Below are 16,012 nucleotides of genomic sequence, written 5' to 3'. Positions count from 1 at the left end.
CGATCCTCCGTCATGCCGGTCCCTATAATCGCGCAATGCCGACCGCCTGGTTCGACGGGACCCTCGCCTGGATCACTGCGCACCCGCGCGCGGCCGGCGGACTGATCCTCCTCATCGCCTTTTGCGATGCCCTCGCGGTCGTCGGCATCATCGTGCCCGCGCTGCCGCTGCTGTTCGCGGTGGGCGTCCTCATCGGCCTCGGGCACATCGATGGCCCGTACGCGGTGGCCTGCACGGCCGCGGGCGCCTTCGCGGGCGATGCGCTGAGTTACTGGATCGGCCACCGCTGGGGCCCGACGATGCGCGGGCACTGGCCGTTCCGCCGCTATCCGCAATTGCTCGACCGCGGCGAACGCGTGTTCCGCCGCCACGGCAGTTCGGGCCTGGTGATCGCGCGCTTCGTCGGCGCGGTGCGTCCCTTCGTGCCCGCCATCGCCGGCATGCTCGGCATGCCGCTGCGCCGCTACGTGCCGGTCAGCCTGTTCGCGGCGTTCGCGTGGGCCGTGGCGTTCCTCGGGCCGGGCTGGCTCTTCGGCAAGTCCTACGACGCGGTGGCCGCGGTCGCCGACCGTCTCGCGCTGGTGCTGTGCGCGCTCGCCATCGCGGTCGCTTTGGCGTGGTCCGTCGTGCTGTACACGTGGCGCTGGTTCGCCGGCCACGCCGATCGCCTGCTCGCCAGCGCGCTGCGCTGGACGCGCGCGCATCCGCGCCTGGGCCGCTATGCCGGGGCGCTCATCGATCCCAACCGGCCGGAATCCGCCTCGCTGCTGATGCTCGCCGCGTGCCTGTTCCTGATCGCGTGGGCGTGGTTCGCGCTGCTCGCGGTGCTGTGGACGCGCGGCGGTCCGTTGCTGCTCGACCACAGCGTGCGCGATGCGATGGCGGCGTTGCGCAATCCGCTCGCCGATCGATTGATGGCGGCGCTCGCGACGCTCGGCGATCCCTCGGTGCTCGGGCCGGCAGCGATCGCAGTGTTGTTGTGGCTCGCCTGGCGTCGTCGTTTCGTCGCCGCCGCGCACTGGCTGGCCGCGCTCGCGTTCGGGTTCGCGCTGACCGGGGGCCTGCGCGCGTTGCTGCCCGCGCACGCTGCGTCGTTCGGCGTGCCGTCGCTCGAGGTCACGATGGCCACCATCACCTTCGGCTTCTTCGCCGTGCTCATCGCGCGCGAACTGCCGGGCCGCGATCGTGCCTGGCCGTATCTCGTGGGCGGCGCCATCGTCACGCTGCTCGGCTTCTCCGAGCTCTACCTAGGCGCGCACTGGCTGAGCGACGTGCTCGGCGGCGCGCTGTTCGGCATCGTGTGGCTGCTGGTGCTCGGCATTGCGTACCGCCGCCACGTGGCGCGATCGTTCTGGATGCGGCCGATCGCACTCGGCTTCTACGGCGTATTCGCGATCGCCGCGTTGTGGCACGCGCCGCGCAGCATCGAGATCACCCTTGCGCGCTACGCGCCCGCCGCGCCCGCCCGCACGCTCGACCTCGACCCGTGGTGGTCGAACGAATGGACGCGCCTCCCCGCGCAGCGCAACGAAACCATCGCCAGCGCGCGCGACGCCACGCCGCGTTGGGACCTCGACCTGCAATACGCCGGCAGCGTCGCCGCGTTGCAACGGCAACTCGCGGCGAAGGGCTGGCGCGTGCAGCCGCAGGCCGGCTGGGTCGCCACGCTTTCGTTGCTCGACGACGATCGCCCGCCTTCGCACCATCCCGTGCTGCCCGCCACGCTCGAAGGCCGCCCCGAATCGCTGCTGTTGCTGCGCGATACCGGACCGCAGGATGCAATCGCCCTGCGCCTGTGGCTGGCGCCGCAGCAGTTCCGTGCAGGCCCGCCATTGTGGATCGGCACCACGCAACGCCTGCGCCACGGTTCGGCGATGCGCGTTGCGTCGTTGTGGCGGCCGTTGCCCGACGATGGCCTCGCGCATGCGCGCCTGCGGCAGGACCTCGCGGGATGGACGCAGGCCGAAGCGCCGCATCCGGACACCGCACGCAACGTCCTGCGCGTGCGCGAACGCTGAGGCGTCAGTCGATCCAGTGCAGCATGCGATCGAGCCGCGCATGCGGATCGTCGAGTTGCAGCAGGGCCTGGCGTTGCGATTCCTGCAGCGGCAACAGTTCGGCTAGGCGCCAGCCCACCCACGAGGCTTCGTCGAAGCGCGCCGGCGGCGCCTTCGCGTGTTCGCCGCCCACCTGGTCGAGCATGTGCTGCAGCACGATGCCGAGCGTTGCGTGTTCCGGGCGCAGTTCGTCGTCCGGGTCGTACTCGCACCAGTCCACGTCGGCGAGCAGCAGGCCGTTGTCGCGCACGTGCGTGGTGGCCACGCGGAACCGCCGCCCGCCGCGGATGCGCAGGTGCAGCAGGCCGTCGGTGCCGGTGGTGAAATCTTCGATGCGCGCGTGCGTGCCGTACTTCGCCGGCGTTGCGGGCATGCCCACTTCGTCGCCGATCAGGATCAGGCACACGCCGCAGCCGCGCGATTCGCGCATGCATTCGCTCACCAAATCCAGGTAACGGCGTTCGAACACGCGCAGCGACAGCGTCGCGCCCGGCAGCAACACGCTGTGCAGCGGGAACAATCCGAGCGTCAGCGGCGCTTCGCGCAGCATGGGCGGTCGCGGCTCAGCGGCCCTGGCGCGCGGCCAGGAAACGGCGCGGCGCGCCGTCGAAGCCCCCGTTCGACATGAACACCACGTGGTCCCCGGGACGCACGCGTTCCGCCAGCGCGGCGAGCAACGCATCCGCATCCGGCGCGGTCACGCCTTCGCCGCGCAGCGCGCCGACGACCTTGCCCGCATCCCACGCAAGCTCGGGGCGATGCAGGAACACGACGACATCCGCGCCATCCAGCGACGGCGCCAAGGCATCCGAATGCGCACCCAGCCGCATCGAATTGCTGCGCGGCTCCATCGCCACCACGATGCGCGCATCGCCCACGCGTGCGCGCAAACCCGCGAGCGTGGTCGCGATTGCGGTGGGGTGGTGCGCGAAGTCGTCGTAGATCCGCACGCCGTCCGCATCGCCGATCACTTCGAGGCGGCGCTTGACGCTGCGGAAGGCCTGCAACGAGGCCAGCACCGTGGACGCCTCCACGCCCACCGCCTGCACCGCGGCCAGCGACGCCAGCGCGTTCATTACGTTGTGGCGCCCGAGCAGCGGCCAGTGCACTTCACCGATTTCGCGCCCGCGGTGCACGACGGCGAACGCACTGCCATCGTCGGCGAGCAAGCGCGCGGTCCAGTCGAACGTGCCATCGAGGCCGAAGGTTTCCACCGGCGTCCAGCAGCCCATCGCCAGCACTTCGGCGAGGTACTTGTCTTCGCCGTTGACGATCAGGCGCCCGCGCCGCGGCACGGTGCGGACGAGATGGTGGAACTGGCGCTGGATCGCGGCCACGTCGGGGAAGATGTCCGCGTGGTCGTATTCGAGATTGTTGAGGATCGCGACCGTCGGCCGGTAGTGCACGAACTTCGAACGCTTGTCGAAGAACGCCGTGTCGTATTCGTCGGCTTCCACCACGAATTCGCGGCCCGTGCCGATGCGCGCCGACACGCCGAAGTCCTCCGCCACGCCGCCGATCAAGAAGCCCGGCGAACGCCCGGCCGATTCGAGCAGCCAGGTGAGGATGGTCGTGGTCGTTGTCTTGCCGTGCGTGCCTGCCACCGCGATCGTCTCGCGGCCCGGCAGCACGTATTCGCTGAGCCACTGCGCGCCGGACGTGTAACGCCGGCCGTCGTCGAGCACCTGCTCCACCGCCGCGTTGCCGCGCGACAACGCATTGCCGACGACGATCTCGTCGCAGTCGGGCGAAATGTTGGCGGGGTCGTAGCCCTGGCGCAGCGCGATGCCGAGCTGTTCCAGCTGCGTCGACATCGGCGGATACACGGCCTGGTCGCTGCCTTCCACTTCGTGCCCGAGTTCGCGCGCGAGCGCAGCGACGCCGCCCATGAAGGTGCCGGCGATGCCGAGCACGTGCAGTTTGATGGCCTTCAAGCGGGTGTCCCGTGTTGCGTGGCGCTCAGCCGACTTCCTTCATCGGCGCGATCGCCTCGAGGATGCGGGTGAACACATCGTCCAGCGAGCCCACGCCGTCGACGACGGTGAGGTGCCCATGCTGGCGGTAGTAATCGATGACCGGCGCGGTGGAGGCCTCGTACACCTGCAGGCGCTTGCGCACCGCATCCGGGCTGTCGTCGGCGCGGCCTTCGGCCTTCGCGCGGCCGGCGATGCGCTCGACGAGGAGTTCCGTCGGGCATTCCAGCTGCACCGCGTAATCGAACGGCTGGCGCAGCTTGCCCAGCAACGCATCCAGCGCATCGGCCTGCGCCAGGTTGCGCGGATAGCCGTCGAGGATGAAACCGTTGGCGGTGTCGGGGCGCGAGAAGCGGTCCTCGAGCATGCCGAGCAGGATGGCGTCGGAGACCAGCTCGCCGCGCGCCATCACTTCCTTCGCTTCCAGGCCCAGCTTGCTGCCGGCCGCGACTTCGGCGCGCAGCAGGTCGCCGGTGGAGATGTGCGGCACCTGCAGGTGTTCCTTCAGGCGGGTCGCCTGCGTGCCCTTGCCCGAACCGGGCGCGCCCAACAAGACCAATCGCATCCAGGACTCCTGACCAATGCTCGGGACGGCGCGTCCACGGACCGCGGCGCTACACTCGCCCGCCCTACCCACGACTACGCCGATTTGCCGGGCACTTTACCCCAACCCGGCCCCGGCCCACGACCTCACATGGCCAACGGAACCCTGCTTTACGCCCAGTCGGGCGGCGTCACCGCCGTCATCAACGCCACCGCCTCGGCCGTCATCCAGACCGCGCGCGCCCGCAAGGTGAAGGTCCTGGCCGCGCGCAACGGCATCCTCGGCGCGCTGCGCGAGGACCTGATCGACACCTCGAAGGAATCCCTCGCCGCGATCCGGGCGCTGGCCCATACCCCCGGCGGCGCGTTCGGCTCGTGCCGCGTGAAGCTGAAGTCGCTGGAGGCCGACCGCGCGAAATACGAGCGCCTGCTCGACGTCCTGCGCGCGCACGACGTGCGCTGGTTCCTCTACAACGGCGGCAACGATTCGGCGGACACCGCGCTGAAGGTCTCGCGGCTGGCGCAGGAGTTCGGCTACCCGCTCACCTGCATCGGCGTGCCGAAGACCATCGACAACGACCTGGCCGTCACCGACTGCTGCCCGGGCTTCGGCTCGGCCGCGAAATACACCGCGGTGTCCGTGCGCGAAGCCGCGCTCGACGTCGCCGCGATGGCCGACACCTCGACGAAAGTCTTCGTGTACGAAGCGATGGGCCGCCACGCGGGCTGGCTGGCCGCCGCCGCGGGCCTGGCCGCGCAGCACGAAGGCGATGCGCCGCACCTCATCCTCTTCCCCGAGCGCGCGTACGACGAAGCGGCGTTCCTCGCGCAGGTCGACAAGGTGGTCAAGCGCGTGGGCTATTGCGTGGTGGTCGCGAGTGAAGGCATCCGCACCGCGGACGGTACGTTCGTCGCCGACGCCGGCGGCGGGAAGGATGCGTTCGGGCACACGCAGCTCGGCGGCGTCGCCTCGCACCTCGCCGGTCGCGTCAAGGACGTGCTCGGCTACAAGGTGCACTGGACGTTGCCGGATTACCTGCAGCGTTCCGCGCGCCACATCGCATCGAAGACCGACGTCGAACAGGCGATGGCCGTCGGCGTGGCCGCGGTGGAGTACGCACTGAAGGGGATGAATTCGATGATGCCGGTGATCGTGCGCACGTCCGATGCACCGTATCGCTGGAAGATCGCGCCGGCCTCGCTCGACAAGATCGCGAACCACGAAAAAACGATGCCGGCCAACTTCTTGCGCAAGGATGGTTACGGCATCACCGCAGCGGCGCGTCGTTATCTCGAACCGCTGATCCGCGGCGAAAATCCGCCGCCTTACGGCCGCGACGGGCTGCCCAGATACATTGCCCTGAAGAACGTGGCAATGAGAAAAAAACTCGCCCCGATGTGATTGCAAAACCCCGTTGCGGTCGGTAAGACTCGCCACGCCTCGACGCAACGAGGTTCCTCGGGGGAGGAGGATCGGCGTCGCGCGGCCAGCTGGGGAGGTGGCCGCGTCGACGTCGATGTTCGAGTGGATTTCGGCGGTCTCCGTACGAATGCCGACCCGCTTCACGCAGCGACTGAATGCGGGACGCTAGGCTCCACGACTGCCATGAGGCAGCCACGACACGGAGATCCCCCATGCGTTCCATCCTGTCCCGCAGTGCGTTGCTCGCGATGCTGGTGGCGTTGAGCCTGCCCGTCGCCGCCCAGAAGGTGAAGATCGAGAACCAGGGCGAAGCGTCCAACACCGCAGAAGCCAAGGCCCTCACGGCCGAAGCCGTCGAGAAGGCCGTGGGCAAGGCGCCGGATGGCAAGTCGCAGGTCGTGTTCTTCCGCAGCGCCAAGTCGCCGGGTGCGGCCATCACCGTCAACGAGAACGCCGATCCGCGCGTCGAACTCGACCCGGGCATGTACTACGTCGTGGCCACCACGCCGGGCGCCCATGCGTACAGCACGAGCGACGGCGGCAAGTTCGACGGCACGCTGGAAACCGGCAAGACGTATTACGTGCAGGTGATCCGCAACAAGGCGGGCCACGCGCAGCTGCTGCGTTCGAGCGCCGACAAGTTCCAGCGCGCCTCGCACTGAGGCATCAGCCGCCGCAGGCCTTGCCTTCCACGGCCATCGCGACGGCGTATTGCGGCAGGCTGGGCGCGCCCTTCGCGCGCGCCTGGTCGGTCGCATCCTTCAGGTAGATCCGCGAACGCCCCTGCGGATCCAGCGCCGGCGGCGCCGCCTCCGCGGCCTTGCGCCAGATGCGCACCACCGCCTGCTGCGACGGGCACGCCGCGCTCGGCACGCGGATCAGGTCGTTGAAGATCCAGCCCGACTTCGCATCCGGTTTCACCTTGGCCGCATCCACCAGGCGCGCACGCGCCTGGCAGGTCGCGCTCGTGCGCGCGAAGGTGAACTTGTAGGGCGGGTTCGCCTGGCCGGTGAACTGGCCTTCGATGCGCGCGCAGGCTTCGGGGATCGTGCGGAGCGTGTGGGCCACGCCGACCTGCTGCGGGGAAGACGCCGGGCGGTTGATCTCCGGCTTCGGGTCGGCCGCGATGGCAGCCAGGGGTGCGAGGACGCACAGGGTGGCGATGAGTCGGCGCATGGTCGGTGGCCTCGGGGGGCGGGACGAAGGCGCGCAGGCTGTCACGCAAGCGCTGAATCGTGCTTCACGCACGGTTGCACGGTTCCGCCGCGGGGCCGTGCCATGCCATAGTCGGGCCGTTGCCGCCCTGTAATTGATTTCTTGCCGCGGCGCAACAAAAACCTTCGCGTCATCCATTTCGCGTCATCCGTCATTCCCTAAAGCCACCCGGGGAGGGTTGTTCATGCTGGAGCAGTACGGTTTGATCCTGGCGCTGTCCTGCGCCGTCATCGCGATTCTCTATGGTGTGTGGTCCGCGTCCTGGATCAACAGCCGTCCCGCCGGCAACGAGCGCATGCAACAGATCGCGGGCGCGATCCAGGAAGGCGCGCGCGCCTACCTCAATCGCCAGTACGCGACGATCGGCGTCGCAGGCGCCGTGCTCTTCGTCCTCATCGGCTTCGCACTCACCTGGCCCACCGCGATCGGCTTCCTGATCGGCGCGGTGCTGTCCGGTGCCGCGGGCTACATCGGCATGAACGTGTCGGTGCGCGCCAACGTGCGCACCGCCGAAGCCGCGCGTTCGGGCATCGGCCCGGCGATGGACGTCGCGTTCCGCGGCGGCGCCATCACCGGCATGCTCGTCGTCGGCCTCGGCCTGCTCGGCGTGGCCGGGTACTGGCTCGTGCTCGGCAAGATGGGCCTCACCGGCGAACCGGCGCTGCACGCGCTGGTGGGCCTGGCGTTCGGTTCCTCGCTGATCTCGATCTTCGCGCGACTGGGCGGCGGCATCTTCACCAAGGGCGCCGACGTCGGCGCGGACCTGGTGGGCAAGGTCGAAGCCGGCATCCCGGAAGACGACCCGCGCAACCCGGCGGTCATCGCGGACAACGTGGGCGACAACGTGGGCGACTGCGCGGGCATGGCGGCCGACCTGTTCGAAACCTACGCCGTCACCGTGATCGCCACGATGCTGCTCGGCGGCCTGATGATGGACCAGGGCGCCGGCCACAACGCGGTGCTGTATCCGCTCGTGCTCGGCGGCGTGTCGATCCTCGCATCGATCATCGGTGCGTTCTTCGTCAAGGTGAAGGCGGGTGGTTCGATCATGGGCGCGCTGTACCGCGGCGTGATCGTGTCGGCCGTGCTCGCGGCCATCGCGTTCTTCCCGATCACGCAGAACCTGATGGGCGACTTCGGGCAGGGGTCGATGAACCTCTACCTGTGCTCGCTGATCGGCCTGGCGCTGACCGGCGCGATCGTGTGGATCACCGAGTACTACACCGGCACGCAGTTCAAGCCGGTGCGCCACATCGCGCAGGCATCCACCACGGGCCACGGCACCAACATCATCGCGGGCCTGGGCGTGTCGATGAAGTCGACCGCGCTGCCGGTCATCACGGTGTGCGCGGCCATCTACGCCGCGTTCGCGCTCGGTGGCCTGTACGGCATCGCGATCGCCGCCACGGCCATGCTGTCGATGGCGGGCATGATCGTCGCGCTCGATGCGTACGGCCCGATCACGGACAACGCCGGCGGCATCGCCGAGATGGCGGAACTCCCGCCGGAAGTGCGCGCCGTGACCGATCCGCTCGACGCCGTGGGCAACACGACGAAGGCGGTGACGAAGGGCTACGCGATCGGTTCGGCCGCGCTGGCCGCGCTGGTGCTGTTCGCCGACTACACGCACAACCTCAACACGGTGGGTGCGGCGAAGGCCGCCGCCGCGGGCGTGCCGTTCGAAGCGTTCCGCTTCGACCTGTCCGACCACATGGTGATCATCGGCCTGCTGATCGGTGGCCTCATCCCGTACCTGTTCGGCGCGATGGCGATGGAAGCCGTCGGCCGCGCGGCCGGTGCGGTGGTGGAGGAAGTGCGCCGCCAGTTCCGCGACATCCCGGGGATCATGGAAGGCACGGGCAAGCCGCAGTACGACAAGGCCGTGGACATGCTGACGAAGTCGGCGATCAAGGAAATGATCGTGCCGTCGTTGCTGCCCGTCGCGGTGCCTGTCGTCGTCGGCCTGCTGCTCGGTCCGAAGGCGCTGGGCGGCGTGCTGATCGGCACGATCGTCACCGGCCTGTTCGTCGCGATCTCGATGACGACCGGCGGCGGTGCGTGGGACAACGCGAAGAAGTACATCGAAGACGGCAACTTCGGCGGCAAGGGTTCCGAGGCCCACAAGGCCGCGGTCACCGGCGACACCGTGGGCGATCCCTACAAGGACACCGCGGGCCCGGCGGTCAATCCGCTGATCAAGATCATCAACATCGTGGCGCTGCTGATGGTGCCGCTGATCGTGCGCTGATCGGTTCCTGCTTCACGCAACACGAAAGACCCCGCTTCGGCGGGGTTTTTTTTTGCCCGTCCCAGGGGAAGCAGGGATCCATGGGTGCGCTGCAGAAGCCCGCCTGGGGTGAAGACCGCGTCGCCCGAACCCGCGGCGGGGTAAGAATTTCTCGCCGACGTGGCGGCGAAAATTCTCACCCCACCACGGGCTGGGGCATCACCTTGCGCGCCTTTTCGATCAAGGGGCCGACCGCAAGTTGAGTTCGCTGGCGTGCGTGTGACGCACGCGCAACCCAATCGTTTCTTTCGCGGCAATCAAGAGCCCGAAGCACCAGCTCTCCTGCCTGATGTGTGCGAGGCACAGACCTGGACTGGCGCCCCGCCTGCCAGAGAGCAGTGAGGCATTTCAGATGCGAGGGCTCGAGGTGGGCGAGCGCCTCCGTCCGGAGAAGTTGTGTTCGCCAGCGGCTATCCGACGCGGTGCGGGGAACTACTACGACGTGTTAGCGAAAACCAAACCGCGACGAGGTCCGACGCGTCACGTCGCGTGTCTCTTTTCTGCTGTGGCAGCGGAAAAGAGACATGCGGCGGGACGTGGCGGAACGCCCTCACTGGGTGTCCCCGCTTTCGCGGGGACAACTTGCAATTCCGGATTCGCGCACGCCGACGCCGTGGCGATAGACGAGATTCCCGCCCAACCATCCCGCGACGCACAGCAACACGAACCCCGCGACGCTCGTCGCGAGGCTGGCCGCCGCCGGTGCGTGGAGCGCCGAGTCGTGCACGCGCAACACCAGGCTCGTCGCGTACGCGAACCACGCCAGTAGCACGAAGACCATGTGGCGCGCGACGAATTTCGCCGCGGGGCTGTCGGCCGGCAACTTCACGAATTCGATCGCGCCTGTGGCCATCGCCGCGAGCGCGGTCGTCGTGCCGGCCACGTGCAACCAGCCCGCGCACGTCCACCAGCTCGGATCGATCCAGGCGCCCGCGAGATCCGCCGCGGTCGCGAACGACCACGCCGCGATCGGGAAGTGCACGAACGCCGGGTGCAGCGGATGCCTCACGCCGCCATGACCGCGCTGAGGAGCACGAGCACGCCGACGACCGCCAGGCCTGCGTGCATCAGCACGACGGCTTTCGGTGCCACCGTCTTCCGCGCGTGCAGCGACGCGAGATAGAAGCCACCGAGCGCCGCCGCGACCAGGATCCCGAGCGCACCGACCACGCGCCCACCTGCCGAACCCTGCACCACCTGCAGCAACAGGATCACCAGGCCCGTCGCGCCAAGCAGCGCATGCAGGATCGAAATGGCCCACGGCGCGAGTTTCCCGCGCAGCACGCTGGAAGCGAGGACGAGGCCGCCGAGGGCGGCGATGGCGAACACGATGAGCGCGTACATCAACATGGTGGAACTCCTTGTCTCGGGTGATGGATCGGGCGTACGGCGTTTCAGTCGTGCAGGTCGAGCCGCGCCAGCACCGCATTCGTCATGCGGTCGCAGCGCGCCCCGAGGAACGGGAAGGCATCGGTCATCGTGGTCGCAAGCTCGTCGTGCAACGCCGTGCGCAGCAGGCGACGCGCGCGATGCAGGCGCGTCTTCACCGTTTCGGGTTTCAGCGACAGGCACGTCGCCGTCTCCTCCACGCTGCATTCCTCGATCTCGCGCATGACGAACACGAGGCGATACGCCTCCGGCAATGCGTCGACCGCGCGTTCGAGCAAGCGCCGCACCTCGGCGCGCGCCGCGCCGGCGGCCGGGTCTTCGTGGCCGAACTTCGACGGGAACGCGATCACGCGACCTCCTTCCTGCTGCAGGGCTTCGACCAGCTCGATCCCGACGGTGGGCTTGCGCGCGCGCAGGCGCCCGTGCGCTTCGTTGAGCACGATGCGCGTGAGCCAGGTGGTGAGGGCGGCATCGCCGCGAAACGAATCCAGGTGCGCGAAGGCGTCCACGTAGGCCTGCTGGACCACGTCCTCCGCTTCCGCGTCGTCGTGGACCACCCCGCGCGCGGCGCGGAACAACCGCCGGTTGCAGCGCTGCATGATGTGGCGGAAGGCCTCCCGCTGGCCGGCGCGGGCCAGCGCCACGAGGGCGATGTCGTCGAGGGCGGCGTAATCCACCAGCGGGCGTTGCGTCGGAACCATGCGTTTCTCCCTGTCCTGCCCATCCGATGCGCCAGTGTGCGCCGGGTTCCCGCCTATAATCCGCGCCCTCCCCCCACCCCCACCGCGGCCCACGGGCCGCGGCCAGCACGTCGGAGCACCACGCAATGGGCCTGGAACTCGTCCCCACCGGCAAGAATCCGCCGGACGAAATCAACGTCATCATCGAGATCCCGAAGGACGCCGAACCCGTCAAGTACGAGGTCGACAAGGCCTCCGGCGCGATGTTCGTCGACCGCGTGCTGTCCACGCCGATGCGCTACCCCTGCAATTACGGCTACGTCCCCCACACGCTGTGCGGCGACGGCGACCCGGCCGACGTGCTGGTGCTGATGCCCCTGCAGCTCATCCCGGGTTCGGTGATCCGCGTGCGCCCGGTCGGCGTGCTGCGCATGCGCGACGAAGCCGGCGCCGACGAGAAGATCCTCGCCGTGCCGGTGACCAAGGTGTATCCGGGTTACGCCCACATGGTGGGCCTCAACGACGTGCCGCAGCACTGGCGCGACCGCATCGCCTACTTCTTCGAGCACTACAAGGACCTGGAAGAAGGCAAGTGGGTCAAGCTTGATGGGTGGGGCGACACCGAGGAAGCGCGGCAGATCCTGATCGAGTCGATCGCGCGCTACAACGCAACGGAAGACAAGCCGAACTTCTGAGGCACCCCGGTCCCTGCGTGCGCAGGGACCGCGGAATCAGGCGCGGTCCACCACGCCATACTCGCCGGTGTTCGACGTCGTCACCGGCGCATCCGCGTCCCGCACCGCGTTGCTCGCCACCAGCGTGAGCATCGCCGTGTACCAGTCCACGTCGTTGCGCAGCACGACGTCCAGGCCGGGATCGTGCACTTCGTCCATGAAGCGGTGCAGCGCGTCGCGGAACGCCGCGCGTCCTTCCGGCGCCTCGCCATGCTGCGCCCACAGGCCGCGCCACGCGCGCAGCAGCCGCTGCGCAGCACCGCGCAGCAACACGTTGTTCGGATGGTCCGGCGATTCGCCGAACAGCAGCCCGAAGTGCGTGTTGAGTTCCCACGGCGTCATCACCGCGGGCACGTTGTTCGATTCGCACGCGAAGTCCGCGCTGCCGCCGGGCGCGATGCGGTCCTGCGTCCAGCCCGGGATCGCCAGGTGGTGCGGCTTGCCGCGCGCGACCAGGTTCCAGAACTCCGCGCCGCCCACCGTGTCCACCACGAGGTGGATGCGCGATTCGCGCGCGTCATTGAGCACGCGATGCTGGCGCCACGTGTCGAAGATCCAGCACTCGCCTTCGCCCATGTTGATCGCCGCGTCGCCGCATTCGAAGCGCACCGTCGGCTGCGTCACGATCGGCACGTGCACGCGCGTGCGTTCGGCCCAGTAGTAACCGGTATCCACGTGGCGCGTGACCTCGGCCTGCCCCGCGAGCCGCATCAGGCGACTGCGACCGACCACGGCACCGAAGCTCGCGATCGTCTTGCGCAGGTACGGGCAGCGCTCGAGCGCCGGCGTCGGCAGCATCGGGCCCGCGAACGCTTCGTTGTCCGCATCCCCGCCCACCGACACCAGCGGCAACATCGAATTGCCCGGCAGGTGGTTCGGATGCGGTTTCCATGCGCCTTCGCCCAGCGCGGCGATTTCCGCGGCCAGCGCGGGCGCATCGAACGACAACGGCAACTGGATGAAGGGGAACTGCAGTTTCATTACGGCGGGTCGTTCTTGTGCTGGATGATGGTGAGGCCGATCAAACGCGAGACCACGGTGGCGATGTAACCCACGCCGGCCAATTGTTCCAGCATCACCAGCACGCGCGCCGGAGAATTGACCGGCAGCACGTCGCCCAGGCCGGTGGCCGACAGCGTGGTGAAACTGAGGAACAGCAGCTCCATCCAGGTGCGTTCGCGTTCGGGTTCGAAGCCCGTGAAGCTGCCCGGGTAAATCGCCTGGCACAGGAAGAACGCGTACGCGAAGCCCCACGCGAGCAGGGTGAACGTGGCGCCGGCCGCGAACAGTTCGTCGGCGCTGACGCGCGTGTCGCGCATCATGTAGGCGATCAGGCCCGCGGCGGCGTAGAAGTACAGCGCGGCTTCCAGCGCGGCCGCCAGGGGCAGCAACGCCTGGTGGTCCATCACGACGCCGAACACCGTCAGCACCAGTGCGGGCACGGCGAGGAACCAGCCGATCACGCTGAGCATGGGGCTCAGCTTCACCACCCACATCGCCAGCGGCACGACCACCAGCGCGACGGCGCCGAACAACACGCGCCCGGTCTGCGTGTTGTCCATCAACGGATACAGCAGCAGGCTCAGCAACTGCGCCGCCAGCAGGAACGCCGACGGCTGCCGCCGCGCGAGCACGCGCCACATGTCCCATCGCCAGAAGGCCACCATGCGCGCGACCGGCCGGGCTCAGCCCGGGCGGTAGACCTCGGCGCCCGCGGCGCGGAACTCTTCCGACTTCTCCGCCATGCCGGCGGCCAGCGCATCGGTTTCGCCCACGCCATGTTCGGCGGCGTAGTCGCGCACGTCCTGGGTGATCTTCATCGAGCAGAAATGCGGGCCGCACATCGAGCAGAAGTGCGCCAGCTTGTGCGCGTCCTTGGGCAGCGTTTCGTCGTGGAATTCCTTCGCCTTCTCCGGATCCAGGCCCAGGTGGAACTGGTCTTCCCAGCGGAATTCGAAGCGCGCCTTGCTCAGCGCGTTGTCCCGCACCTGCGCGCCGGGATGGCCCTTCGCCAGGTCGGCGGCATGCGCGGCGATCTTGTACGCCATGATGCCGTCGCGCACGTCGTCGCGATCCGGCAGGCCCAGGTGTTCCTTCGGCGTGACGTAGCAGAGCATCGCGGTGCCGAACCAACCGATCATCGCCGCGCCGATCGCGCTGGTGATGTGGTCGTAGCCCGGCGCGATGTCGGTGGTCAGCGGGCCGAGCGTGTAGAACGGCGCTTCGCCGCATTCGGCAAGCTGCTTGTCCATGTTTTCCTTGATCAGCTGCATCGGCACGTGGCCGGGGCCTTCGATCATGGTCTGCACGTCGTGCTTCCACGCGATCTTCGTCAGCTCGCCCAGCGTTTCGAGCTCACCGAACTGCGCAGCGTCGTTGGCGTCCGCGATGCACCCCGGGCGCAAGCCATCGCCCAGCGAGAAGGCGACGTCGTACGCCTTCATGATGTCGCAGATGTCTTCGAAGTGCGTGTAGAGGAAGTTTTCCTTGTGGTGCGCCAGGCACCACTTGGCGAGGATCGAACCGCCGCGCGACACGATGCCCGTCACGCGCTTGGCGGTGAGCGGCACGTAGCGCAGCAGCACGCCGGCGTGGATGGTGAAGTAGTCCACGCCCTGCTCGGCCTGTTCGACCAGCGTGTCGCGGAAGATTTCCCACGTGAGTTCTTCGGCGCGGCCGTCCACTTTTTCCAGCGCCTGGTAGATCGGCACCGTACCGATCGGCACCGGCGAATTGCGCACGATCCATTCGCGCGTTTCGTGGATGTGCTTGCCGGTGGACAGGTCCATCACCGTATCGGCGCCCCAGCGGATCGCCCACACCAGCTTTTCCACTTCCTCCGCGATGCCCGACGACACGGCGCTGTTGCCGATGTTGGCGTTGATCTTGGTGAGGAAGTTGCGGCCGATGATCATCGGCTCGCTCTCGGGATGGTTGATGTTGTTCGGCAGGATCGCGCGGCCGCGGGCGATTTCGTCGCGCACGAATTCCGGCGTGATGCGCGCCTGGATCGCCGCGCCGAAGGATTGGCCGCGATGCTGCGCGAGCAGGCCCGCGTCGCGCACCTGGTCGAGGCGCTGGTTTTCGCGGATGGCGACGTATTCCATTTCCGGCGTGACGATGCCGCGGCGCGCGTAATGCATCTGCGAGACGTTGGCGCCCGCGATGGCGCGGCGCGGCAGGATGCGGCCGGGGAAGCGCACGGACGACAGGCGCGGATCGTGTTCGCGCGCGCGGCCGAACTCGGACGTCAGGCCCGGCAGCGGTTCGGAATCGTTGCGCTCGGCGATCCACTGCGCGCGCAGCGGCGACAGGCCGGCGGCCAGGTCGATGTGCGTGTCGGGATCCGTGTACGGGCCCGAGGTGTCGTAGACGGTGACGGGCGGGTTGTCTTCGCCGCCGAACAGGGTGGGCGTGCGCTGCAGCGCGATCTCGCGCATGGGCACGCGCAGGTCGTCGCGCGACCCGGGCACGAAGACCTTGCGCGAACCGGGGATGGGGCGGACGACGGCTTCCGAGAGGCGTTCGGCGTCGCGGAGCAGTTCGGTGGGCACGGCGTTCATGGGATCGTCCAGGGGGAGCGGTGAGGACGAAGCAGGCGCGCGGCCACGCGCGAGCGCGATCCGCGAAGCTTCCCTACGGCGGTCTCAACCGCGTCAGGTTCGAAGGGACTCTCTCAACCGGCCAAGGCCGGTACCCCCGCTTCGGCGG

15 protein-coding genes and 1 riboswitch are annotated in these 16,012 nt (G+C 68.5%); of the genes, 5 read left to right on the top strand and 10 right to left on the bottom strand.

All coding sequences use genetic code 11. From position 1 onward, the window contains the following. The first annotated feature begins 35 nt into the window (after positions 1 to 35). Entirely contained in the window at positions 36 to 2,018 is a 1,983-nt protein-coding gene (locus tag LYSHEL_RS08585; protein WP_213433501.1) for a bifunctional DedA family/phosphatase PAP2 family protein, read from the top strand. Positions 2,019 to 2,022: 4 nt separating this feature from the next. Here the strand turns inward: LYSHEL_RS08585 and LYSHEL_RS08580 are convergent, their stop codons facing one another. The 3 genes from LYSHEL_RS08580 to LYSHEL_RS08570 form a co-directional block, all read right to left on the bottom strand. After that, positions 2,023 to 2,607: an LON peptidase substrate-binding domain-containing protein gene (locus tag LYSHEL_RS08580; protein ID WP_213433500.1), complete on the bottom strand. Its 585-nt coding sequence runs from the start codon at positions 2,605 to 2,607 to the stop codon at positions 2,023 to 2,025. A 13-nt stretch (positions 2,608 to 2,620) separates the two neighbouring features. Continuing rightward, positions 2,621 to 3,946, bottom strand: coding sequence for a UDP-N-acetylmuramate:L-alanyl-gamma-D-glutamyl-meso-diaminopimelate ligase (mpl, locus tag LYSHEL_RS08575; protein WP_213437726.1), 1,326 nt, complete (start codon positions 3,944 to 3,946; stop codon positions 2,621 to 2,623). Positions 3,947 to 4,016: 70 nt separating this feature from the next. After that, complete coding sequence (locus LYSHEL_RS08570; protein WP_213433499.1) at positions 4,017 to 4,595, bottom strand: adenylate kinase; 579 nt, start codon at positions 4,593 to 4,595, stop codon at positions 4,017 to 4,019. Between the two features lie 129 nt (positions 4,596 to 4,724). Between LYSHEL_RS08570 and LYSHEL_RS08565 the strand changes: the two genes are divergently transcribed. Both LYSHEL_RS08565 and LYSHEL_RS08560 read left to right on the top strand, forming a co-directional pair. Continuing rightward, a complete protein-coding gene (locus LYSHEL_RS08565) occupies positions 4,725 to 5,975 on the top strand; it encodes a 6-phosphofructokinase (RefSeq protein WP_213433498.1) in 1,251 nt (416 codons plus the stop codon). A gap of 233 nt (positions 5,976 to 6,208) precedes the next feature. Continuing rightward, positions 6,209 to 6,658, top strand: a complete 450-nt coding sequence (locus LYSHEL_RS08560) for a hypothetical protein (RefSeq protein ID WP_213433496.1) — start codon at positions 6,209 to 6,211, stop codon at positions 6,656 to 6,658. 4 nt (positions 6,659 to 6,662) lie between these two features. On the opposite strand, the gene LYSHEL_RS08555 is transcribed toward LYSHEL_RS08560, so the two are convergent. Then, positions 6,663 to 7,172: a hypothetical protein gene (locus LYSHEL_RS08555; RefSeq protein WP_213433494.1), complete on the bottom strand. Its 510-nt coding sequence runs from the start codon at positions 7,170 to 7,172 to the stop codon at positions 6,663 to 6,665. 223 nt (positions 7,173 to 7,395) lie between these two features. Between LYSHEL_RS08555 and LYSHEL_RS08550 the strand changes: the two genes are divergently transcribed. Then, positions 7,396 to 9,459: a sodium-translocating pyrophosphatase gene (locus tag LYSHEL_RS08550; RefSeq protein ID WP_213433492.1), complete on the top strand. Its 2,064-nt coding sequence runs from the start codon at positions 7,396 to 7,398 to the stop codon at positions 9,457 to 9,459. 589 nt (positions 9,460 to 10,048) lie between these two features. Here the strand turns inward: LYSHEL_RS08550 and LYSHEL_RS08545 are convergent. Genes LYSHEL_RS08545 through LYSHEL_RS08535 form a run of 3 tightly spaced genes read right to left on the bottom strand, consistent with a single transcriptional unit; the run spans position 10,049 to position 11,588 of the window. Next, entirely contained in the window at positions 10,049 to 10,507 is a 459-nt protein-coding gene (locus LYSHEL_RS08545; RefSeq protein WP_213433490.1) for a DUF2231 domain-containing protein, read from the bottom strand. Further along, positions 10,504 to 10,848 (bottom strand): hypothetical protein, encoded by a 345-nt coding sequence (locus LYSHEL_RS08540; RefSeq protein ID WP_213433489.1) that lies wholly within the window; start codon positions 10,846 to 10,848, stop codon positions 10,504 to 10,506. The genes LYSHEL_RS08545 and LYSHEL_RS08540 overlap by 4 nt, the downstream gene beginning before the upstream one ends. 44 nt (positions 10,849 to 10,892) lie before the next feature. Beyond that, positions 10,893 to 11,588 carry an RNA polymerase sigma factor gene (locus tag LYSHEL_RS08535; protein WP_213433487.1) on the bottom strand — a complete coding sequence of 232 codons (696 nt, stop codon included), beginning with the start codon at positions 11,586 to 11,588 and terminating at the stop codon, positions 10,893 to 10,895. Positions 11,589 to 11,713: 125 nt separating this feature from the next. Here LYSHEL_RS08535 and ppa point away from each other — a divergent pair, with 125 nt between their 5' ends. Further along, complete coding sequence (gene ppa, locus LYSHEL_RS08530; protein WP_213433485.1) at positions 11,714 to 12,262, top strand: inorganic diphosphatase; 549 nt, start codon at positions 11,714 to 11,716, stop codon at positions 12,260 to 12,262. A 36-nt stretch (positions 12,263 to 12,298) separates the two neighbouring features. On the opposite strand, the gene LYSHEL_RS08525 is transcribed toward ppa, so the two are convergent. From LYSHEL_RS08525 to thiC, 3 genes are read right to left on the bottom strand one after another with little or no spacing between them, the layout of a single operon-like run. After that, a complete protein-coding gene (locus LYSHEL_RS08525) occupies positions 12,299 to 13,282 on the bottom strand; it encodes an aspartyl/asparaginyl beta-hydroxylase domain-containing protein (RefSeq protein ID WP_213433483.1) in 984 nt (327 codons plus the stop codon). After that, positions 13,282 to 13,944, bottom strand: coding sequence for an ion channel (locus tag LYSHEL_RS08520; protein ID WP_213433481.1), 663 nt, complete (start codon positions 13,942 to 13,944; stop codon positions 13,282 to 13,284). Before LYSHEL_RS08520 ends, LYSHEL_RS08525 begins: the two co-directional genes overlap by 1 nt. A 42-nt stretch (positions 13,945 to 13,986) precedes the next feature. Beyond that, entirely contained in the window at positions 13,987 to 15,864 is a 1,878-nt protein-coding gene (gene thiC / locus LYSHEL_RS08515) for a phosphomethylpyrimidine synthase ThiC (RefSeq protein WP_213433480.1), read from the bottom strand. A 52-nt stretch (positions 15,865 to 15,916) separates the two neighbouring features. After that, positions 15,917 to 16,012: riboswitch (TPP riboswitch) on the bottom strand.

Origin of the sequence: Lysobacter helvus, from assembly GCF_018406645.1 — a bacterium.
In the GTDB taxonomy this organism is placed as follows: domain Bacteria; phylum Pseudomonadota; class Gammaproteobacteria; order Xanthomonadales; family Xanthomonadaceae; genus Noviluteimonas; species Noviluteimonas caseinilytica.
This window is presented reverse-complemented; position numbering and strand designations above follow the sequence as displayed.